Below are 21,719 nucleotides of genomic sequence, written 5' to 3' on the forward strand. Positions count from 1 at the left end.
GAGAGTCTGTATGTTCGCCACCGATCACTTCGTCGTTCAGCCGTCCGGGTCGCCTCACCAGCAGATACCTCCCAAGGATCGCGACGAGCTGACCGTGAAAGACATCTTGAGATTTATTCGAAGCAGTTGGCGCCTTTGCCTCCTCTGGATGGTTGTAAGCCTTGGTGTCGGCGGCGCATATACAGTCCTTTCGCCTGGATATTACAGCGCTTATGCGACGATCCTCCTTTCATCTCCGCCCGCTCCGCAACCGGGCGAAGCTCAGGCGGATGAGAGGGTCTATGTAGAGAGCCAGATACAGGTCATTCAGTCGGACGAAGTCGTCGGACGTGTTGTTGACCACACTGGCTTAGCGGAAGACGAAGAGTTTGTGACGGACGACAGCTTGCGCACCCGGATATCCAGCTATGTGCAGGGCCAATTGGCGTCTCACTTCGGCACCGAACTGCCGACGGCGGAGCCAAATATTCGGGATGAGGCGATGGTCCTTGTGAGGCGCGCGTTTTCCGTTCTTCAGATGGGTTCCTCCAGCGCCGTCGAGATCGGGGTCACCTCTTCCGATCCTCAGTTCTCCGCCATGCTCGCGAACGCGATCGCCGACGGTTACATCGGAAATCAGCGCGAGCGCCGGCAGGCGGCTGGCGCGGAAGAAGCATCTGATCTGCACAAGCGGCTGGCGGAACTTCGGGAAAAGGCTTTTGTGACCGAATCACTGAAGGAACTCCAATCGGACCCTGAATCTGCGGAGAGGGCAAGAGTCCTTTTCCGCGAGCAGCAGAGCGCGGCCGAGGTTTATCGCTCGCTTTACAATGCCCTTCTGCAGCGGACCCTCTCCGATTTTAGCGCCTCGTCGCTGATCCCGAGCGCAAGGGTCATCACCGCGGCCGAACCGCCTCGCCAACGCAGTTGGCCGCCACCCGTCCTGATGGTAGCCCTCTCCGTTATGGCCGGTGGGGTTGCCGGCGTTGGTCACGCATTGATCAGGCAAGCAATGAACCACCGCCTGATAACGGTCGAGGATGTGCACAGGTCGACCGGCCTTGATCGGATTGTAGGGATACGCAGAATTCCCCGCCGCAGGTGGAATGTTGTGGGGCCATGCGAGCAGTCTTTGCAGCCCGTCTACTCAAAGGACGCTCCCGAGCTTCACAGCTCGCTGAGCAAAATTGCCAGCCGTATGCGCGGAGTTCAGGGCCGCCAAGGCGGATTTGTAATCGGCGTTGCTTCACCCCTCGCCAAGTCCGGAAGCTCCACGGTGGCGGTTCATCTCGCAAGGCTCATTGCGGCGACCGGGCAAAAGACACTGCTCATTGATGCCAATTGGCAAAAGCCATCGATGAACCAGCCAATGGTGAACGCGGAGCCAGGTCGCAAGCTCGCAAGGGCGTTTGCCATCATTCCCGCGCATCAGGGAGGGCTGGAAGTTCTGGTTCTCAGGCCCACCGGGTCAATCTCCGAGTTGAATGCCTCGCTCTCCATCTCCGCTGCACTCCAGCATCTGCAGCAAGAATACAGTTGTATAGTGGTTGATTTTCACAGCACCGATCGCATCGCTGATCTGGAAGCTGCCATGGGCGTCATCAACGAGGTCCTTTTGGTGTTGCAGGCACGCCGCACTTTCGCGGATCACCTCAAGGGAATCCTGCGCATCATCCCTGCAGAGAAACTCTCGGCAGTAATTTTGACCAGGATGAACCGTGCGGCTTTCAGTCCTAACCGGGAATACAGGCCATGACCTCGCCAGCGACATTGTCACGCAGGAAGGGTTCAAAGCCGGTCGACCTCGTTTCCAGCCATTCCCCTGACGTGCTCGACTACACCCTCTTTCTCTCGGGCATTTGGCTGGCCTGCGCCCTCGCAATATCCCTGCGCCTGCTTGGCCTTTTCTTCATAGTGGTCCCGGTCGGTGTCTGTCTGGCCTATGCCTTGCTGCGGCAGACGGTGCCGCCTCGTCTGCTCGCGGTCTACACCGCCTTCTGCCTCTTCATTGCCCTGCTGTCCAGATACAGGCTGATGCCGGATTCCTGGCAGGTTCACTTCCTTCAAGAAGCAGTCACAAGGCAAATCGTCCCGATTGTTGGATTCTTCGCCGTCGCATGGGCGTCCAAGGCTTATTTCCGCCGCAGGCTGATGAGCGGCAATGCCTTTTTTGGTGCACCCGTTTTCCTGTTGCTGTCTCTCGTTGTCGCGCCGGCGGTGATGTTTCAGCAGGACGTGCAATATCCGCGCGCATCTGGGCAAGCCGCGATAGTGATTCTTTATGGTGCGCTGATCAACAACATGGTCATTGCCGTGTTTTTCATTGCAGGCGGTATTTTTCTGACGAACGACTGGCGCCGATACGGCGGCATTTTGCTCCTTTTGGGAATAGCCCTCGCCAGCCCCTTGGCTCAGTTCAAGGTGCTTGCGGTCACGACGATCGTCATTCTGATTGGCGTGCCCGGCCGGTTGATGGCCGCAGCTTTGGCGACCGCACTGACTTCGGCTTATGCCGTCGGGCTCAACTTCATACCTCAAACCTTTGCTCTGGACCCGAACTCCGGGATCCGACTCGCGTTCATTTCGGACGCACTCGTATCCGTTGCGGATACATACGGGTTTGGCATCGGATTTGGGAGGGAATCTGTCCGATGGCGATACGAGTTTCCCGGATTCGAGGATATTACCTTTCTTCCCGACACCCATAATATTACGCATGCCAGAATGCTTGAGGTACTCTCGACAGGAATTCACAATTCGTTCTTTCAAGCCATATTGCGGACGGGGGTCATTGGTTTCATTTTGATCGTGTCTGCCATTTTGGTGGCCTTCCCGCCAAATCGACTGCCACGCGGTGTTCGCAATCATGCGTCCACGGTCTTCATCACGATTTTCCTCGCCATGTTCGTCAATCCGGCCCTGGAGAGCCCTCTACAGATTGTGGGAATTGCTTTCTCATACGGCTATTTGATTGCGCTTCGCGCCAGCGTTCCGGCCTTGGCTGTGGAACTTCCTCCAGTTGAACCGGATCGAACGCAGCATTACGCTTGTTCATACATCGGAACGAACATGGATGCGGCCCTCCCGACATAGGGCAGGCTATCGGTCTCGGTAGAAGGGATCGCGTTGTACGATTTTGGCGCGGCAGGAGCAGGGGAGCCGTCCACTGATGTGCCCGCTCATGCGGCGGCGCCGTGCCGGTCCATCAGGAGTGCCTCGAAAGAACCAGCGAGCCAGCCATTTTGCCTCGGCCTCGGCTATGCCTCTTCTGGTAGCATAGGGCCATCCACTGCGCAGGTTCGCCCGCGCCGGAGAAACCCGTAATAAGCCGCCCGTAGAGATACGGGGGCAACCCGTTGGGGGACCCATGAAGCTGTTGAGATCCTTGTTGTCGGCGCTGTCGATGACCATGGCTTCGACCCGCCTCGCTTCGTTTGCTGGCGCCATCGCTCTGATTCCGACAGCGGCACTTGCCGACTACAAGCTAAAGCCCGGAGATACGCTGGAAGTATCGGTCCCTGGTATTCCGGATTTCAGGCAGCGATTGCTGATCGGAGTGGACGGCGAGGTGAACTTGGCGCTGGTTGGAGCGGTTCAAATCAGCGGCCTTTCCGTTCAACAAGCGCAGGAAATAATCGCCGGCAGTCTCGCCAGCAAGCCCTATCGGCGGGGGACCGAGGACGGCCGTGAAATAACGCAGCTGATCCAGACGGACCAGGTCTTCGTTTCGCTTGCCGAATACCGGCCCATCTATGTTTATGGTGATGTGGCCAGGCCGGGAGAGTACATCTTTCGGCCGGGTATGACCGTCCGACAGTCTGTGGCGGTTGCGGGTGGCTACAGCGCTGCCCAGGTTCGCATCGCCAATCCGCTCATGGAAGCGGCCGATTTCCGTTCCGAGTACAAAGCCCTATGGGCGCAATTCGCAACGGAACAGGTTCGCATTTGGCGCCTTCGCACCGAACTCGGCGAAGAAGTCGAACATGTCGAGAACGCACCGGTGCCTGAGGCGCTCGCCGAACGATTGAAGCAAACGGCAACAGCGCATATCGAAGCTCGTCAGTCAGACAGTGAAAAGGACAAGGAGCTTCTGCGACGTGCTGTCGAGGAGGCTAACATGCAACTGGGGCTCCTGTCTGAAAAGAAGAAGAAGGACGAGGAGGGAAGCCAGGCCGACACCGACGACTACGAGAGAGTCAGGACGCTGTTTCAGAAGGGCCTGGCGGCGACCACGCGCCTATCTGAAGCCCGTCGAGCGGCGCTTATGTCATCAACCCAACTGCTCGATACGATCGTCCAGGCATCGAACATCGAGCGCCAGCGCGGCGAATATGTCAGACAGATGAACAAGATCGACAGTGAACGACGAATCGCGGCCTTGGGAGAGCTACAAGAAGCCTATATGAATCTGGCCCAGACCTCGGCGCGTCTTGAGGGTACTGCGCAGAAGCTGGCGCTTACAGGTCAAGCGCAATCCACCTTGCTGATAGCCGCGGGTCGGCCCGAGATAACAGTGCATAGAAAGCGAGAGCAGGGCGCCGAGACGCTCCCTGGCAGCGAAGATCTCGGGCTTGCGCCCGGCGACGTTGTGGAGGTCGTTTTGCCAAAGGTCGACTTTTCCGGAGCCGTCGCGTCGTCGCCACCGGCGTCCGGGATGCCGAATTGAGATTCGGACGTGGCGGACTGCGATGCGCGTCTTAATGGTTCATAATTTCTACCAGATAAGGGCCGGAGAGGACAGCGTGGTTCGGGAGGAGCTCGCGTGCCTCAAGCAGAATGGGGTCGACGTCGAGCTGTTCTCCGCCACGAATGACGATATCGTGTCGGTCGCGCGGAAGATTTCTAGCGCCGTGGGGGTCATCTACAACCCTCATTCACGGCGGACCCTGTCCCGAAAATTGGCGGAATTTTCACCGGATGTCGTCCATATCCACAATTTCTTTCCTCTCCTGAGCCCCTCCATCCTGGATGCGTGCCGCGAGGCCGGCGTGCCATCAGTGATGACCTTGCACAATTTCAGGATTCTCTGTCCCAGCGCCTTGCTTTATCCCGATGAGAGGCTTCGGGAGCGAAGTCTCCGCCACGCCTGCTGGTGGACTGTTCCGAAGAAGGTCTACAGGAATTCCCTGGCGGGCACGCTCGCCGTCGCCGCAATGGTCGAGTTTCACAAGCGGGCCGGCACCTGGTCCCGCAAGGTCGACCGCTTCATTGCCCTTACCGACTGGGCCAGGCACAAGCTTGTGGAAGGCGGCCTGCCGGCCGAACGCATCGTCGTCAAGCCGAATGCGGTTGCCAGGCCGCCGATCTTCGGTGACCTTCGTCGCAATGGAGGGCTGTTCGTCGGACGACTGGATGAGCACCACAAGGGAGTGGCCACGCTGCTCGAGGCGTGGAAGGAGATCGACTATCCGCTGCGGATCATCGGCGACGGGCCGTTGGCTCCGCTCGTCGAGCAGTCTGCGGGCGAGCGCGTGGAATATCTCGGGCGTCAGTCGCGCGACACGGTGCTGAAGGAGATGCAGGCTGCAGCATTCCTGCTCTTTCCGTCGAAAGGCTATGAATTGTTTCCCATGACCGTCATCGAGGCCTTCGCAAGCCGGCTGCCGGTCATCTGCACGGATTTGCCGTGGATCAAGGGGGTCGTTGAGCCAGACGTCACCGGCCTTGTCGTTCCTGTCGGCAATGCCGGCGCGTTGGCCGATCAGGTGCGCTGGGCGCTTTCAAACCGATCTGCCTTGCAGGAAGTGGCAGGCAGGGCCTATGCCGCCTATCAGGAGCGGTACACGCCCGAAGCAAACTTCAATCGGCTGATGGCCATCTATGAACCCCTGGTCAGGCGCCCGATCCGGGCCTTAGCGGCAGTGTCGTGAGGTGGGCCGGAACATGGGCTGGCAGGAACCGACCAGGGCGGCCCATAGGGCAGACCAAGCTTCACGCGTCAACAAGCGCAGTGCGGGCCGGGGTACTCCCCATTTGCTCGAGGATCGATCCTGCCGCCTCGCATACTTCGGCGAGGTCCTCTTTTGCTTCCATTGCTGAAACACGGTGCCACTGGAGGCTGCGGCCGCCCGCAGGCACCTGTTGTCACGGTTCGATCGAATGCGCATTGTCTTGACCCGGCGCGAACCTTTGGATTCACCTGATGGTGTGAGCATCTTCATTGTGGCACTTGCCCAGGCGTTGCTCGAACTGGGGCACCAGGTGCAGATCGTGGTCGGCACCTTCGAAAGCGCGAAATTCCAGCGACTTCTTTCGCCTCGCCTCAAGTTGCCGATAATCGGATTGAGCCGCACGCGGTTGACCGGACCGGCCTCAGTCGCGGCATGGCTGCGGGCGATCGGTATCATCAATCGGTTCCGGCCGGACCTTGTCATCCACAGCGAGACGGTGCCGCTACCGCTGCGTGGCACGATCGTCCAGGTCGTTCACGATCTCGAGAGGCGGAAAGGGCCGCTTGCGGCAGTATGGCGAGCCATTCGACGCGCGAGCATGCGGCGCTGCCACTACGTCGTCGCCTCCACGACCGAGCTTCAGGAGGAACTGGTGCGAGATCTTGGGCTGCCAAGCGACCAAATCCTGAAAATTCCCAAATGCATCGATCGCCAGTCATATGCGTCTCGTGGGCTGGCAGAGCGCGAGCGGGCAATCCTCCATGCCGGCACGTCGCCCTACAAGGTGCCAGAGGCGACGATCCGGGCATTCGGCGCCCTCAACGACCCTTCCGTACGGCTCTACCTGACGGGTGACATCACACGACCGGTGACGAAGGCGGTCGACGCTCTTCCTGAAGCGATACGGGGGCACGTGGTCCTTCTCGGGATGGCAGAGGGAGCACGCGTTCGCGAACTACACAGCCGCGTTCGCGTCGCCGCTTTCCCCACGCGCTATACGGTCCCTGTCGCCTCGGCAACGGTGATGGAGGCGATCGCCACCGGCACGCCCATCGTCGGGTCTTCAAGGCTCAGCCGGGATCTGCTCGCGGATGGCGTGAATGGGGCAGTGGTCGAACCACAGGCCGAGGCGATGGCCGCAGCGCTGAAGGCTGTGCTGGACGATGATGACCTTTGGTCGCGTTTGTCGGCAGGTGCCGGCCAGTGGGTGGGACGGTTCGATGCACAGGGAGTCGCAAAGCAATATCTCGAGCTCGCGGATCTCTGCGGACATGGGAGATGACAAAGGGACTGCCGAGCCGCAGCGGCATTCAGGCTCGCAGATCGTCAGCGGCTTCCTCGGGCACCTTGGACCCTCGCTGAAAGCTTCTTACGATTGGGGATTGCGATGATCATCGGCTACTGTCGTATCAACACCTTCGAACCCGCTGCCAGGCTGGAGGCGCAAAAGCTTTATCTTGCCCGCTTGGGAGCCGAGAAGTTCTTCTGCGAGAAGACTGGCATATTCGGTTCGACGCCGGAGCTCGAGAGGGCGATCGCATGTGTCAGGAAAGGAGACGTGATTGCGGTCACGAAGCCGTACCGTGTTGCGCGCACAACCCGCGAAGTGCTGGCGCTCATCGAAAGGCTTGGCAGCAAGCATGTCGGTCTTCGCATCGTCGACACACCTATCGATACGAGCACGACGACGGGACGCATGATTCTTGCATCAGCGCCTCTCTGGACGCTTGGGATGTCGCCGTCGCGGTCAATGCTGTCAGACCTGCTTCTCTTTTGGCGTCGTCGTCGATAGGGCCACATCGGATCTCTGCTCACTGCCAGTTGAAGGCAAGCCGCAATGGCGGTCTGGGATCAAATGGCTTGCGCTCGATGGACCAACCGGCATGCACGGCCGCCCTTTGCCAGATGAGGTTGCGGGGACTGGCGAGCGCGTAGACGCAGCAGTCCCTAACACTGTGCTTTTCAGCGCCTTCTGATATCCGGGTATGGAACGACAGGCCGTTGGATGTCGGGGCGTCCCTGCCGTCCCGTGGCTCATTGTAGGTGTCCCGGCTCCGGCAGCGGTTGAACGAACAACCGCCACTGCCGACCTTGCCCTGCGGAACGGCCGAGAAGGCGCCGTTGCCCTGTTGAACGGCATCGACGTCATCGACCCGGCAATTGAAGCTTCCCTCCAGCATGACGCCAGCGCCCGTGGGACTGTTGTTGTAGAAGACGAGTCCACGTCGAATTGTACAGCGATCCGAGTGAAAGGCGGAAATGTTGTCCTCGGTCCAGGAGGTGGGACCGTTCTCGGCCGAGAATTCTTCCAGGCTCGTATCCGGAGAGCGGTCGAACTGCACATTCTGTCCACGGGGGAACGGCCCGCGCGCGTCGTGGAGTTCGAGGAAGCTCATCTGGGTGCCTGGACAGTCGAAGACATAGATATTGGAGGAGCCGCGGGACGCCTTGACACGGATGATGATCGCATCGGGGCAGCTTTCCAGCTCTATGTTGTTGCGGTTCTGGCTTGGTTCGGTCCCCGGGGGAACGCCGACATGATCGATCTCGAGATCCTGCAAGCGTATTCCGGCGGCTCCGCGGGCGTATATTCCGCTGCCCATGGCATGACGAATGCGGCAGCTGCGTACGATGACGCCCTGATGGAGTGCCGTGATCCCGTTGCCATAGGGGGCGTAAATGTCAAGGTTTTCAATGATCTGCCCATCCGCGCGCGTGAGCACGGGTCCACTTGGACGCGCAAGGGAGACGGCACCCCCGAACCATTTATCGCCCGATCGCCCCTGGGCCAGAGGCACCGCTGCACCGACGGCACCCGAGGCAGGCAGCGCTAGCAGCCCGGCAAGGAGACGGCGCCGATTAAGGCGCCGGGGTTCAAGAGACTGCCGGCCGCGCAACATGAAATTTATCAGCCCGCCCAGTTCGGGTGCCAAACGTCGATTCGGCTTGTGCGGAGACGTCGAGGTGGCCAACGCGATGCAGATAAACCCTACCTCTCGGCAAGGCGGCTTCTTCGGTCAGGTTGTCGTCAGGCATCCCCATTTTTCCCCTGTTTTCCCCTGTGCGCCAGCGGCGCAGGTTCGCGAAGAATGCACATCGGCGGCAGGCTTATGCACGCACAGCACTTCGCACACCATCTCTCCATTCTGGCCGCCGCGAAAGCCCTTCATAAGGCTTAACTCCGATGGGCAAAGTGCCATCGGCCGGATTCCCTGCCATTCTCTGAAGCTGGTAATAAGCGGAGCGCGAGGCGATGTCGGTTGAAGCGGACGTCTTTGACTATGTGATCGTCGGAGCCGGGGCGGCAGGCTGCGTCTTGGCCAATCGTCTGGTGGCTGATGGGACCAATATGGTCTGCCTGCTCGAGGCGGGCCCGGCCGACAGCAGCATCCTTCTGCACATTCCGGCGGGACTCTACAAGACATCCTCGAATCCGAAATATGCCTGGCAGTTCGACACGGAGCCTAGTCCGGGGACGGCCAACCGTTCTATTCCGATGTCGCAGGGCAAGACACTAGGCGGTTCGACCGCAATTAACGGGATGAACTACAACCGCGGCGCGGCTGCAGACTTCGACGAGTGGGCCCACCAGGGCAATCGAGGCTGGGGCTACGCCGACGTGCTGTCCTATTTCAAGAGAACCGAGCGGAGGCTTGGGGCATGCGATCCCTTCTACCGCGGGACGGACGGACTGCTTCCAGTTACAGATTGCGATTGGCGACATCCACTATGTGATGCATTCATCGAGGCCGCGCTCAATGCCGGCATCCCGCGTAATCCCGACTACAATGCGGCAAGCCAGGCCGGTGTGGGCTACTATCAGCGCTATATCGATAACGGATGGCGCGTGAGCGCAGCGCGGGCTTTCCTACGGCCGATCGCCAGAAAGAAGAACTTGGACGTCCGCACGAACGCGCAGGCCACGGCCGTCCTGTTCGAGGGAAAGCGTGCCATCGGCGTTCGATATGGACGAGGGGGGCCGGGTCATCCCACCAGCTGTGTGAAGGCCCGTCGAGAGGTGATCCTCTCCGCTGGCGCGGCGAACTCACCAAAGCTGCTGCAGCTGTCAGGCGTGGGTGCTGCGAGAATGCTCTCCGGCCTTGGAATTCCGGTTGTGCACGAATCCCCCGGTGTCGGTGCAAATGTTCAGGACCACTACATAGTCCACCTGATCGCCCGGGTGGAGGGCATCGAAACGGTCAGCGGACACGGCTTCGCCCTCCTGCGCGAGGCAGCGAAATGGATGCTGGGCCGCCCGAACTTTCTCGCCGTCAGCCCGTCGCTCGTCTACGGGTTCGTCAACTCGCGGGATCTTCACTCCACCCCCGATATCCAGCTTGACCTTGCCCTGGGCAATTATACCGATCACGGTGGCGCGCGGCGGTTGCCGGTCATCAAGCTTGGCTATTATCAGTTGCGACCGAAGAGCGTCGGACATGTTCGGGCGGTCTCGGCAGATCCGTCACAAGCGCCGCTGATCCAGCCCAACTATCTCGCCGATGATCAGGACCGACAGGTCGTCATCAACGGCATGAAGACTGTGCAGCAGCTGTTTCGGGCCCCCGAGCTCAGGCGCTACAACTGCACGGAAGAGCTTCCCGGCCCGAAAACAACGGACGACGCCGACCGGCTGCAGTTTGCCCGCGAAACCGGGCTGACAGCCTATCATTTGTGCGGATCGTGCCGGATGGGCCCATCCGCTAGTGTTGAATCTGTCGTGGACGACCAGTTGCGGGTCCACGGCCTCGAGGGCCTGCGGGTCGTTGATGCTTCCATTATGCCCTCCGTTCCCTCGGCCAACACTTCGGCCGCTGTCTTTATGATCGCGGAAAAGGCAGCAGACATGATCCTGGGTCGGCAACCCCTCCCGGCACTGGAGCACTATGCGCCGGGCCAACCTGCGGCGGCCGAATAGTTGAAAGTCGAATGACAAGTGCCGGGAGAATTCCTTGAAGAGACGTACACTGGTTGCCTCTGAATTCAATGCGAAGGACCGGGCTCACTTTGCGTCGGCGTATGAGTTTTGCCGCATCGTTGCCGAATGCGAGGATGCCGATCTGATCGCCCCTGGCATCGACAACTACCTAACGAGACGCTTTCACGCCATTTTGCCAAAGCACGACCCTCACAACGTCCAGCGTGACTTCAACAGACTGACAAACGCGTTTCGCAAAGGGCTGGGGTTAATGAATGCGCCAAGCATTGAGCATGTTCGGCTCACGCAAGATTATGACCTTTTCTTCTTCGTCGCCTGGAGTCCGCAAAGCCTTGTAGAATTGTCTCGGATCCACGACTGGCGCCGCCGATGCAAGGTTGCTGTCGCGTATCTGTTCGAGCTCTGGTCGAGCACTCTCGAAGAGGACCGCCGATATCTGAAGCTCCTGGACCAGTTCGACCACGTGTTCCTGTTGCACAGCGCGTGCATACCTCGCCTGCCTCAATACACCCGCACGCCCTGTTCCTTCCTTGCCACGGCCGTCGACGGCCTCATTGCAACGCCGTACCTATCGCCGGTCAAACGCGTGATCGACGTATACTCGATCGGGAACCGAGCCGCGAAGATACACCGACAGCTTCTGAAGCTGGCCGAAGAGCGGGACCTCTTCTATCTCTACGACACGCTCGCAAGCACAGATTCCCGGGTGAAGGCGTGGCATGAGCATCGTTTGCTGCTCGCCAATATCATCAGGCGCACGCGCTATTTCATGGCTTTCAGTCCAGCGACGCTTGCAAACTCGAAGGCCGTCACGGTTGCCGGCGAGCAGGTGCTGCCTGCCCGTCTTTTCGAAGGGGCCGCGGGGGGCGCCGTCATGCTTGGGACCGCGCCGCAATGCGCCGAATTCGGCGCGCACTTCGACTGGCCAGACGCAGTGATCGAGGTATCACCAGACTCGAGCCATATCGCAGACGTAATTGGCGAACTCGACGCAAACCCCTGCCGTACGGAATTGTTGCGCCGGACAAGTACGGTCCGTTGCCTGGAGATGCACGATTGGGTCTACCGTTGGGATCACATCCTAGCCACGATCGGCATGCAGCCGCTCCCACGCCTCCACGTTCGCAAGCTCCAGCTGCGACGGATCGCCGCCGATGCTATGGCGCTCGCCTAGACGATCAGGCCCTAAAATGAGACCCGGTTTCGGGTTCGGCGCTCAGCGGTGCCCAAAAAAAGAGAAAGAGCGGCAGTTTCGAACCGGTCGCTTCCGTCGGAGCGTCCGCCGCTCCAGGCCTGCGCGCGAGAGCATATCATTTCGAGGTACTCGAAAGACTAACAGGCGCCGGAAGCGGGCAAGGAAGGTCGGTGTGTCCGCCGGCTCTACCCTTTGGGGTTAGAGCTTATGCCGAATTGGATTCGCGCAGTGTCGCTGCCATTCTCTGGCCATTCCCCGTGCTACCGCAGCCACCGCAATCGAACTTCGCGTGAAGGGGCAATGATCGCAGGCGAGGGGTGCCACGTCACGCTGGGCACTCCGGTGGTTTTCAGCAGAGGAGGGGGGTCGTCCGATGTTGGTCGATGAATGCGGCTTCGAACGCAGGTGAACGTCATGGCACTTCTTCATGAAGGCCCCCGTGCGGGCGCCACGTCAAACGCACCGCGGTGGAACGCGCCCCTCAAGGTCAATGTTCTTCTGCAGTCGTCTCCGCTTCTCGAGGCAATGTCCGTCGTGCTGCTCAGCATCGGCTCGGGAATGGTATATGATCTTGTGAGTTTCGGACATTTCGGCGAGTACGGCCGGAACTTCGGGCTCGGTGTTGTTGTAGCCGCCCTTTTTTCGACTTCCGCATATGCGCGCGGCCTGTATCTGAGTTCCGAGCTGCGGTCGCTGGCCTCTCAGATCAAGGAGGTCGCGCTGATCTGGACGGCGGTCTTTCTTTGCCTGTCGGTTGTGGCGCTTGCACTCAAGGTGGGAGACATGTTTTCGCGCCAAGCCCTCATGCTGTTCTTCGTGACGGGACTTGGCGGCATCATCTTCGTGCGCCTTGGCGCCGGACGACTGTTTGCCTCGCTGACCAGGTCGGACATGCTTGCCAAACCGCAAGTAGTGATCGTAACGCAATCGGACGTGCGCGTGCCAAGCGGCGTTGTCCAGGCAATCGAGGCTTCCGGATGCCAGGTCTGCCAAACGATTACATTGCCTGCTGCATCCAGCGAGAGCTCGCTCCTTGAGTGTATGGATAAGCTCATTGAACATGTGCGTCGGCGTTCGGTCGACGAGATAGTCCTTGCTGTCAGTTGGGCTGACATATCCCTGATTGAGAAAATCACGGCCCACCTTTGCGTGGTCGCGGTACCCGTAAGGCTCCTACCGGACCACGTCGTTAGCGCACTCTTGAAGCGACCTGTCGTCAACCTGGGGGGGACGAGGGCGATAGAATTGCAAAGCGCGCCCCTGACGGCGCCTCAGCTCCTGATGAAGCGGCTCTTCGATCTTGTGCTGACCACTGTCGCCCTCCCATTTCTTCTGCCCCCTTTGGCCGTTGTTGCGGCGCTGATTGCGCTCGAATCCAGGGCGCCGGTGCTCTTCTGTCAGCGTCGGGCCGGGTTCAATGGCCGCACGTTCAAGATCTATAAGTTCCGAACGATGACGATCCTGGAGGACGGGCCCATTGTCCATCAAGCCTGCAGGGGCGATCCCCGCGTCACCCGCGTTGGGCGCATATTGAGAAGGTTTAGTATCGACGAGATTCCACAGCTATGGAACGTGCTGAAGGGCGACATGTCGTTGGTAGGCCCACGGCCGCACGCGCTCGCGCATGACAGCGAATACAGCCAGATCATCTCTCTTTATCCGGCTCGGCACAAGGTGAAGCCGGGGGTCACCGGCTGGGCACAAATAAATGGCTGGCGCGGCGCGACGCCTGATGTTTACATGATGATCAAGCGTGTCGAACACGATATGTGGTACGTCAACAACTGGTCGGTCTGGCTCGACGTAAAGATCCTGCTTCTGACCATCCCCCGCATCTGGACGGGGCGAAACGCCGTCTAGCCCAACTTTGCCGATTTATGTGGCAAGTGATTGATTTGCAAGGAGTGGCGGCTGGCCGACGACCCATCGATTAACTGCCAAGCGACACCCCACTCGGAAAAAGCGAACCTCTTCTTCGGTATAAATTGAATACGACTTTGGGTGAGGCTCGACACCATGAGAGGTGCGGCTCTACTACAAAAGGCGCTGTTACAGAACAACTGAATGCAAGCGATGATCAGGGCGAAAAACAGCGACCGCTCAATGCATAACCTGCGACTTCAAGCAAAAGTGCCCGCACGGCAACGGAGTTGGCAAGTTACCGCTTTGGGAGCGGAGGGGGAATGCCATGAAGATCGTGTCTCTCTGGTCGTGAGTTCCACTCGAATCGAACGATCTCCACGCCCAGACAAACGAGGATGACGGCTTCTGTGAGCCCGCAACAAACCCGAACCACTGACCGAACTGCGGGGCCTCCCCTTGTAGAGTACGCTACGGCGAGGTTAGTTCCCCAAGGTCGGCTTGCATGCATCAAAGGGCAAAACATCCTGCTCAGTTCAACGCAGGGGGTAGTCTTTGCGCTCAATGACACTGCGGCGGATATCTGGCGCTCGCTTGAAGAAGGCGTGCCGGTCCAGGCTATCTTGGGCGAGATGGCAGCCCGTGGCGTTGATAGGCAAGAGGCCTATGGCTATGTCGAGGCTGCCCTTCAAGACTGGGAACGGCTCGGCCTAATCCAGCCTGCTCCACCGCCGTGCCCAACCGCAGCTCATCAACATATCTGCCAGGTCGTTGCTGTTCCAGGCGTGTGTGTGCGCATACTGTATCCGGCTGCCGTCGCCTTTCCGGCCGCGACCGTATTTCAGCATCTCGAAGTTCGAAACAGGGCCGTCGACGTCCTATTCCATCTGGTTGAGCGTGGGCAGCGGATCCACCTGTTCCGGGATGGCCACTGGACTAATTCCTGTGGTCGAGACCAGATACCGATTATGGTCAAAGGGCAACTGCTGGCCGAAGTGCTTGGGCACAGTGAATATGAACTCGCCCTGCATGCGGCGGCGCTGTTCAAGAACGGCCGCACGCTCCTCCTTTGTGGTAACCCTGGCTCGGGCAAGACGACCCTGACATTGGCGCTGGTCCACGCGGGGTTTGGCTTCGCGGCAGACGATGTGACACTTCTCGACTCGGCCGGACAGAGTATCGGCCTTGCTTTTGCGCCTTCAGTCAAATCGGGATCATGGTCCATTCTCGGACAATATTTCCCCGAACTCGGCAGGTCTCGGGTTTACCGGCGTCCCGATCGCAGGCGTGTGCGTTTTCTTGTGCCTAGGGATCATGTCCCTACCGTTCCCCGGCCCGTGGGCTGGGTGGTCTTGCTCTGTCGGACACAGGATGCCAAACCTTCCCTGCGCGTGATCGACCCGAGCGAAATCCTGGGTGGCTTGCTGAACGGCGCCTTTGCGCGGAATAAAGAGCTAAGTAGCACTGCATTCGACGCTCTTTGCCAAGTCATCCGCTCGGCAGAGGGCTTTTGCCTGACCTATGCCAAATTGGGTGACGGGTTGGAACTGCTGAAGGCGGCGTGCCGATGAAGCCTACCAGGGATGCGTTCGAGGCCCTGATCGCGGGACTTAACGGGCGCCTGGTGGTAACGGCCGACTGGCTGGCGGTAATTGCACTCGCCAACCACACTCTGCTTACGCCCGTCTTGTGCGCCACTCTTGCGCACACGGGCCAGCTTGACCGGCTCCCCGAAGGGGTGGGCCAGTATCTTCAGTTCATTTACGGCTGCAACCGGGAACGCAATTTGCGCTTGCGCAGGCAGCTGAACGAAGCCGTTGCTGCCCTCAATCAGGGCAGCGTCGTTCCGGTCCTGCTCAAAGGGGCCGTTCCCTTGTTCCTTTCGTCGAGCGGCAGGGTTCCCGACAGAATCATGAGCGATCTCGACTTGGCTGTGGAAACGACAAAAGAAGGGGCTGCCCGGGCTTGTCTTGCCAAGCTTGGCTACGCCGAAGTGACGGTCGCTGGTGGCATGGCGCGCCCGCAAGATGTCGGTCTCCTGGAGCTCCGGCCGTACCGGGAAATTGACCGCGAGCCCCCGAGGCTTGCCCGCCGTCACGGGCTTAGGGCGAAAATCCCCGCCCCACAGTCTAGGGCCCTCCACTGGATCATGCATGATCTCATCAAGGAGGCGGACTACTGGCGCGGAAGGACCGACTTTCGCCACCTTTATGATCTGGCACGGCTGGCGGAGCAGCATAAGCTGGATTGGGCGGAGCTCCGAACATCCTTGCCCGATCAGAATGCGCGGAATGCGTTCGATACTCAACTCTTGGCCTTGAGTCACTTCTTTGGCGTCATAGCACCGGCGCAATATGTGCGGCGTCCCTTGGTTCGCTTTCAACACTGGCGGCGCGTCTTCCCCTTGTACCATCCCGTCCTCGGCGTTCCATTGCGCCTGGTCGGCAATTCGCTGTGGGGTATGTGGCGACTCCTACATGGCGATGGCTGGGGCCGACGGAGTCCGCTCGACTTTGGACGCCGCGCAACCAGCATCCTCCTTGACGGCGATCTCGGGTCAAAAGTGTAGTAATACTTAATTTCCTGGTTGTATCTTGATGGCGCCTTGTCTTCACAAAAGGCATATGTCAAATTAGAGCGTTGGAGTTGTTACACAAGGATAGGAGTACATTCGATGAAGAGCGGGAAGTCTTCCAAGAGAAATACAGACAGCCAGGTGCCGGAAGAACAGGCGCGTCGAGAATTTCTAAAGAACGCCGGGCGTTTTGCTGTTGTAACACCTCCATCCATTGCTCTGTTGCTTGGCACGAGCTTAAACTCGCAAGCTATTGCCGCATCGCATGGCGCGCGTCCCGGGAATGGATTCGGCGACACGGGCCACGTCCACTCTGGTCCTCCTGGGCAAAATCCTTAGAATGGTTGCTTTGGTCGTTCTGACCGTTCCTCGTCTCTGCGGTCTATCCTGATCCCGGCATACCGGGCCTGAGTTTCTCGCGGACCTGTTCGGGGAACTGAGAGACCTGCACGGAACCTTTCAATTCGTAGTAGGGCTCACGCGTCACTTCCTCATGGGGCGCGTCCGCCGGCAACGGTCTGCACCTCGCCGATCGCGACCGGCGTCGAGCGAGCCTTGAACGAAGGCAGTCGCATCTCGGCAGGAAGGCCCTCGGCAACATTGTTGATGAGTTGATGTCGACAGGCGACTCTTCGCCGGACGGTCAAGTGTCGTCATCAGGGATGATCTCCATCAAGGTTTCGCCGGCGCGAACCGACGGCTCCTATCGTGTGTACCTTAAAGCCGACAACGCTCCCGGACCGCGGTGCGCGCTCGGTCGGTTGAGCACGTCATCTGCAACGTGCAGCTTTTCGCCAGCTTCGGCCTTCGGCGAGGTTGGCGACTTGTCTCGGCAATCGTGACTAGTTGCTGCCGTCGCTCGTCGGCCCGAACGTAGCGCCGGCACCGCGGCAGCCCGTCTGGGATGGAGGGCGCGCCGGACGGCCGGCGTCAGAGGCAGGCGTCCGGCAATCGGCGGGTTCTCCTGGAATATGCTTTCCAGGCGCACATGGGCGCTGCGCGCCGACGCGATACTTTTCCATTGCATGATCTCGTCGGGGCAAGCGCCCGACCATAATGAGTGACGCCGCAAACAGGACGCGCCCCGGAGATTTCCTGGTTAATAGCCAGGTACGCACCGACTCCCATTATGGCCGTTTGAATGGCCATGCGCAGAAACTTGGATAACGCAAGAAGAGTGCCGCCGCGCTTGCCCGCGCTGACGGACTAACCGAGCCCTTCCTCGGGGATACCGGTGCACGATGACCGTAACAGCGGGCCTATCCCGAGCCGCCGGCGCTACCGTCGGCCGTTCCCAAAGCGGCCTGACGGCATGCTACGACGGCTCGCTATGGCGCAAGATGTCGACGAGACCGAAGTACGATCGGGTAGGTTGGCGTGGAAAAGGCGGGGCTGTGGGCTCTGGATGCCCGCGCATCTGCCTTCCTGCTGGTTAGGAGAGGGACAGCCCGCCAGGCGGTCAATTGTAGGTTGGCCGACAGACGGGTGCTCCCGCGGCGCAACCGGACGCGTTTGCCTGGAGAGAAGCAAACACCGGTTTCCTGCGGCTATAAGGCTTGCCGCGGCGCATATGCGGAATCGGCGGCTCGCTCGCAGTGACGATAGAGCTGTTCCCGACCCGCTACGCAGATCTGAGCCTTTAGCGATCCGACCGGATCGTAATGCCGCATGGATAAACTCGGAATTACACGAACTTGTCTCAGTGCCGAGGCGTCCGCTGCTTCGAGGATCAGAGTATCCGTTCGATGAGAAGCCATGTCGCGCGACGCCGGCGACCCAGGCGCCGGCAATGACGCAGTCGACACGTTATAGCCCGCGGGCAGTCCCAGGATGAAATCGTGAACGCCGGCGAGCGATGCCCGCTCCATGGGGATAGCCGGATCGGCGAGCGCGATGTTCTCGCGAATGGACCGGTTGAAGAGCATGTTCTCTTCAAAACGACGCCGATCTACATCGACCAGCTTCACAGGCCGGCTCGCTTCGACACACCATAGGCCTGCGCCGCAAGGCTTGGGAAAGATGTCGCTCGATGGCCGAACGAGCCAGTTCCTCTCGACGCCACGGCGTCAGACGGGCATTCTTGTGAATATTGATTTAGTACCCTCCGGTGAGTGCTGAAAGTCTGTAACTCCAGTCTCCTCGGTTCGGTCCGCGTGAACTACGGAAAGCTCACAACTCGAGTCTGTTCCATCCCGATGATATCGGGATGGAACTCCATGAGCGTGATCTTCTCCGAAACCGGGCTCCCCTTTTTGGTACGCTGACCTTCGGTTCGGGATCATGGCTTTGAGGTACTGTGATCCAGTCCCTATTTGCCAGGGCAGCCCCTCGCGGGATATTGGTTCCCCGCGTAGTCCTTCAGGTCACAAAGAACGAGGCTGCGGTGAGCGACAGATGTGGGGAGAGGGTGGCGAACTGCGTTTGAGATGCGCCGCCGGCCCCGTCATCGTCGAAAGAGAGAGCCCCGGTTTCACTGTTGTAGATGATATGATCGGAGCTGTCATGCGCGGCTGCACCTACAAAGAAAGCTTTGAACGGAAGCCCTCCCGACTGAAGCCCGGCAAAAACGGTATCGCTGAGATGGAAAGTGTCCTGGGAGCGCTTGAAGTCGGTGATCTTGTCGACATTGCCGGCTCCAAGAGCCGTATTGAACGAGAAGGCATCGTGGCCTCCGTAACCGGTCAAAACGTCGGCGCCGAGTCCGCCGTTGATGACATTGTTGCCGGCATTGCCCTCGATGGTCTGGGCGAACTCGTTGCCGGTGGTGCTCATCGCCTGCGTGCCGGACGGGTTGTTGGTGGCGAGATGCTCGATCTCCGAGCCGGCCGAAAGCGCATAGCTCACCGAGGCGATCACACTGTCGTTACCGCCGTCCACAGCCTCAACCGCCTTCTCGTTGGCATTATCGACATTGTAAGTGTCGTTGCCGCCATAGCCGATCATCGCGTGGCCGCTGGTTCCATGCAATACATCGGCGCCGCCGGTGCCGTACAAGGTGCCATCGCTGGTGCCGCCGGAAGGAGCGGCAATCCCGGTTCCAGACCCAGTTTCGGTCCCGGTCGAGCCAGTGATTGGCGGGGTGACGTTCGCGCCCGTGACAGTGTCGGTCGAGCTATCCCCTGCGTAGTCCCAGGTGAACTGGTTGTCGACGTGTGCCGCTGGGGTGGCGGTGGGATCCTCGTGCACGTCGGCTACGACCGCCTTTGACGCGTCCCAGATGGTGTTGTTGGGATTGCCAGGGTTGGTGTAGCTCGAGTTCAGGACGCTGACCCCGCCGGAGCTTACATTCCAGATCAGTCCATTCGACGAGGGCAGCCCGCGGCCTTGATCCTCATTGATACCGTCGAACGACCTCGTGTGATCGAAGGTCACATCGCTCGCGTAGGAAGAGAACGCGCCATTGCCCTGATGGATGGCGTCAACGTGATCCACCCTGCCGCCGGTCGATCCGTTCTCGAACATAACGGCCACGCCGGTCTGAGAGTTGTTACCGTCGATCACCCCATTTGAGATCGTCGTATTCGGGCTGCCATATACCGAGACGATGTCCTCCGGATGCGAACTGCCGGCGTCATTTACGGCATAGAAGTCGGTTAGCGAACTATTGCCCGAGTTGTTGAACTGGACGAACTGACCGCGCGGCATTGGGCCATGGAAGTCGTAGCCATCGACGTGTGAAAGACTCGCGCCGGGCGAGTTCACGAGATAGATGCCAGTCGAGCCTTCCCGCACTGTGGTGTTATGAACGGTCAAGTTCGAGGCGTTTTCTGCGTTGATGTTGTTGATGTTCGGGCTCGTCTCGGGGTCGATTCCCGCCGGCGGGTCGGCGTTGATGACTTCGGTGTTCTCGATCGTGACGCCGTTTGCGCCCGATACCACCACCCCGTCACCTTCGACGTGATGAATAAGACAATTGCGCAGGATGACATTGTCGTGCGTAATCGTGACCGCGTCCCCGTTGGTGACGTAGATGTCAAGATTTTCAATCACCTGGCCATCATACTGCGATTGGATCGGTGTCGTGGTGTAGGTAAGACCCTGCGCCGGCTGCGTCGTTGCCGTCGACGCGGAAACGGTGGAAATGGGAGCTTCGGTCGTCACTCGGCTGCCTCCGTCGTCGCGCGTAAGTTGTTCAACCATTCCGAGTGTGTTCGCAGTATTTCCTTGTAGCGACTCATCGATCTCATGTGTTTCTCCAGTTAAGCAGTAATCTGTATAAGTATCTACAAAGACACTCACGGGCAATAAAACGAAGATCTATCGTCTTAACGAAATTCTGACAATACAACCAGAAATTTCATATGAGATATAATGCTAACGTTCATGACCATAATGCGGCCTTGATAAGGCTATACTGAGACTCTCCCGGGCGATTGGCGTTGCGCTCAAGCTTGCGCCTACGTCGAATTGCAAACGTCGTCTAGTATGTCGGATTACGTGTGAACTTACCCCCGAGGACAGGAGACAAGGTCATGCACGCATGAACGTTACCGACACGGGTCCGGCACAGCTCGAAACAGGTGATCTACGAGGGCTATCCTGAATCGGCTACAACTACCGACCGACCTGCACGCTGCCATCGGCGTGAGCAACTGCAACGGCTTCCCGCACTCGTCACGCGGCGGCGGCAGCTTGCGGCGCAATTCGGTGCGCGCCTTCGCGACATCGCCGAACTGGAGACACCTACCGAGCCTTGCTGGACTCGCAGCAATTGGCAAAGCTACTGTGTGAAATTCCCCCACTGGTTCGACCAGCGGCCCGTCTGCCTCCGGGAGGGCATGCCCTATTGCGATACCGCGGCGATGCGGGAGCACCTCGCCGAGATCAGTCGGAGCGCCGACGACGGCGCGCATGCGGTGCTGATCCTGATCAGGCCGGATCGCAAGTGACGCGGCCGGACAACATCACTCTGATGTTCGTGCCGCGCGCTCACTGGAACTGAACCCAGTCGAAAACCTGCGGCAATTCATGACAAGGGGCTCTCCAACCGTATATTCAAGGACTACGACGAGATCCTCAATCATTGCTGCGCCGCTAGGAACAAGCTCCTTTTCTGCGCATTTCGCAAAAACGGGACAGTCGTTCCGCTAAATCGCGGACAGCAGTTTCACTAAGTCGCGGACAGCTGGATGTGGTCGGCCCTCGGTTGCCTGGTTGAACTCATTTGCGATTGATTTCGCCGTTTTGGCGCCGGTCAAGAGCGGCGGTGGTTTTTGCTTTCTCATGCTGTCGCCTTCGAGGGTGACGCGATGGGCGTTGTGGACGATCCGGTCGAGAATGGCG

General features: G+C 59.4%; 16 protein-coding genes and 1 pseudogene. 12 read left to right on the top strand and 5 right to left on the bottom strand.

Annotation, left to right across the window (positions count from 1 at the left end; all coding sequences use genetic code 11):
- The first annotated feature begins 10 nt into the window (after positions 1-10).
- The 6 genes from NKH28_RS30595 to NKH28_RS30620 all read left to right on the top strand — a co-directional run bounded on the left by NKH28_RS30595 (position 11) and on the right by NKH28_RS30620 (position 7,662).
- Positions 11-1,735: a GumC family protein gene (locus NKH28_RS30595; protein WP_352473818.1), complete on the top strand. Its 1,725-nt coding sequence runs from the start codon at positions 11-13 to the stop codon at positions 1,733-1,735.
- Positions 1,732-3,072 (top strand): hypothetical protein, encoded by a 1,341-nt coding sequence (locus tag NKH28_RS30600; RefSeq protein ID WP_352981086.1) that lies wholly within the window; start codon positions 1,732-1,734, stop codon positions 3,070-3,072. Before NKH28_RS30595 ends, NKH28_RS30600 begins: the two co-directional genes overlap by 4 nt.
- Positions 3,073-3,346: 274 nt before the next feature.
- Positions 3,347-4,645 carry a polysaccharide biosynthesis/export family protein gene (locus NKH28_RS30605; RefSeq protein WP_352981087.1) on the top strand — a complete coding sequence of 433 codons (1,299 nt, stop codon included), beginning with the start codon at positions 3,347-3,349 and terminating at the stop codon, positions 4,643-4,645.
- Positions 4,646-4,679: 34 nt separating this feature from the next.
- Positions 4,680-5,849, top strand: coding sequence for a glycosyltransferase family 4 protein (locus NKH28_RS30610; protein WP_352981091.1), 1,170 nt, complete (start codon positions 4,680-4,682; stop codon positions 5,847-5,849).
- Between the two features lie 277 nt (positions 5,850-6,126).
- The gene (locus NKH28_RS30615; protein WP_352542502.1) at positions 6,127-7,152 is read left to right on the top strand and encodes a glycosyltransferase family 4 protein; all 1,026 of its coding nucleotides are present in this window, start codon (positions 6,127-6,129) and stop codon (positions 7,150-7,152) included.
- Between the two features lie 105 nt (positions 7,153-7,257).
- Entirely contained in the window at positions 7,258-7,662 is a 405-nt protein-coding gene (locus NKH28_RS30620) for a recombinase family protein (RefSeq protein ID WP_352473812.1), read from the top strand.
- A gap of 19 nt (positions 7,663-7,681) precedes the next feature.
- Here the strand turns inward: NKH28_RS30620 and NKH28_RS30625 are convergent, their stop codons facing one another.
- Positions 7,682-8,803, bottom strand: coding sequence for a right-handed parallel beta-helix repeat-containing protein (locus tag NKH28_RS30625; protein WP_352927156.1), 1,122 nt, complete (start codon positions 8,801-8,803; stop codon positions 7,682-7,684).
- Between the two features lie 320 nt (positions 8,804-9,123).
- On the opposite strand from NKH28_RS30625, the gene NKH28_RS30630 reads away from it, so the two are divergent.
- The 5 genes from NKH28_RS30630 (at position 9,124) to NKH28_RS30650 (ending at position 16,430) form a co-directional block, all read left to right on the top strand.
- Entirely contained in the window at positions 9,124-10,785 is a 1,662-nt protein-coding gene (locus NKH28_RS30630; RefSeq protein ID WP_352981088.1) for a GMC family oxidoreductase, read from the top strand.
- A 34-nt stretch (positions 10,786-10,819) separates the two neighbouring features.
- On the top strand, positions 10,820-11,980 hold the full coding sequence (locus tag NKH28_RS30635; RefSeq protein ID WP_352542500.1) for a glycosyltransferase: 1,161 nt from the start codon (positions 10,820-10,822) through the stop codon (positions 11,978-11,980).
- 435 nt (positions 11,981-12,415) lie between these two features.
- Positions 12,416-13,861: an undecaprenyl-phosphate glucose phosphotransferase gene (locus NKH28_RS30640; protein WP_352542499.1), complete on the top strand. Its 1,446-nt coding sequence runs from the start codon at positions 12,416-12,418 to the stop codon at positions 13,859-13,861.
- Positions 13,862-14,259: 398 nt separating this feature from the next.
- On the top strand, positions 14,260-15,432 hold the full coding sequence (locus NKH28_RS30645) for a PqqD family peptide modification chaperone (protein WP_352981089.1): 1,173 nt from the start codon (positions 14,260-14,262) through the stop codon (positions 15,430-15,432).
- Positions 15,429-16,430 (top strand): nucleotidyltransferase family protein, encoded by a 1,002-nt coding sequence (locus tag NKH28_RS30650; protein WP_352818825.1) that lies wholly within the window; start codon positions 15,429-15,431, stop codon positions 16,428-16,430. The genes NKH28_RS30645 and NKH28_RS30650 overlap by 4 nt, the downstream gene beginning before the upstream one ends.
- A 1,553-nt stretch (positions 16,431-17,983) precedes the next feature.
- Here the strand turns inward: NKH28_RS30650 and NKH28_RS30655 are convergent.
- The 3 genes and pseudogenes from NKH28_RS30655 to NKH28_RS30660 form a co-directional block, all read right to left on the bottom strand.
- Positions 17,984-18,403, bottom strand: a complete 420-nt coding sequence (locus NKH28_RS30655) for a hypothetical protein (protein ID WP_352981092.1) — start codon at positions 18,401-18,403, stop codon at positions 17,984-17,986.
- An 8-nt stretch (positions 18,404-18,411) separates the two neighbouring features.
- Positions 18,412-18,530: pseudogene (locus NKH28_RS34565) on the bottom strand (IS481 family transposase); the annotation flags it as partial.
- Between the two features lie 264 nt (positions 18,531-18,794).
- Positions 18,795-20,576: a hemolysin gene (locus tag NKH28_RS30660; RefSeq protein WP_352981090.1), complete on the bottom strand. Its 1,782-nt coding sequence runs from the start codon at positions 20,574-20,576 to the stop codon at positions 18,795-18,797.
- 380 nt (positions 20,577-20,956) lie between these two features.
- Between NKH28_RS30660 and NKH28_RS30665 the strand changes: the two genes are divergently transcribed.
- The gene (locus NKH28_RS30665) at positions 20,957-21,325 is read left to right on the top strand and encodes a hypothetical protein (protein WP_352818819.1); all 369 of its coding nucleotides are present in this window, start codon (positions 20,957-20,959) and stop codon (positions 21,323-21,325) included.
- Between the two features lie 198 nt (positions 21,326-21,523).
- On the opposite strand, the gene NKH28_RS30670 is transcribed toward NKH28_RS30665, so the two are convergent.
- Positions 21,524-21,719 (bottom strand): ATP-binding protein (locus NKH28_RS30670; RefSeq protein WP_502906682.1); only part of this gene is annotated, 196 nt, incomplete at its 5' end.

The sequence above is a fragment of the Mesorhizobium sp. M1227 genome (assembly GCF_040318315.1).
In the GTDB taxonomy this organism is placed as follows: domain Bacteria; phylum Pseudomonadota; class Alphaproteobacteria; order Rhizobiales; family Rhizobiaceae; genus Mesorhizobium.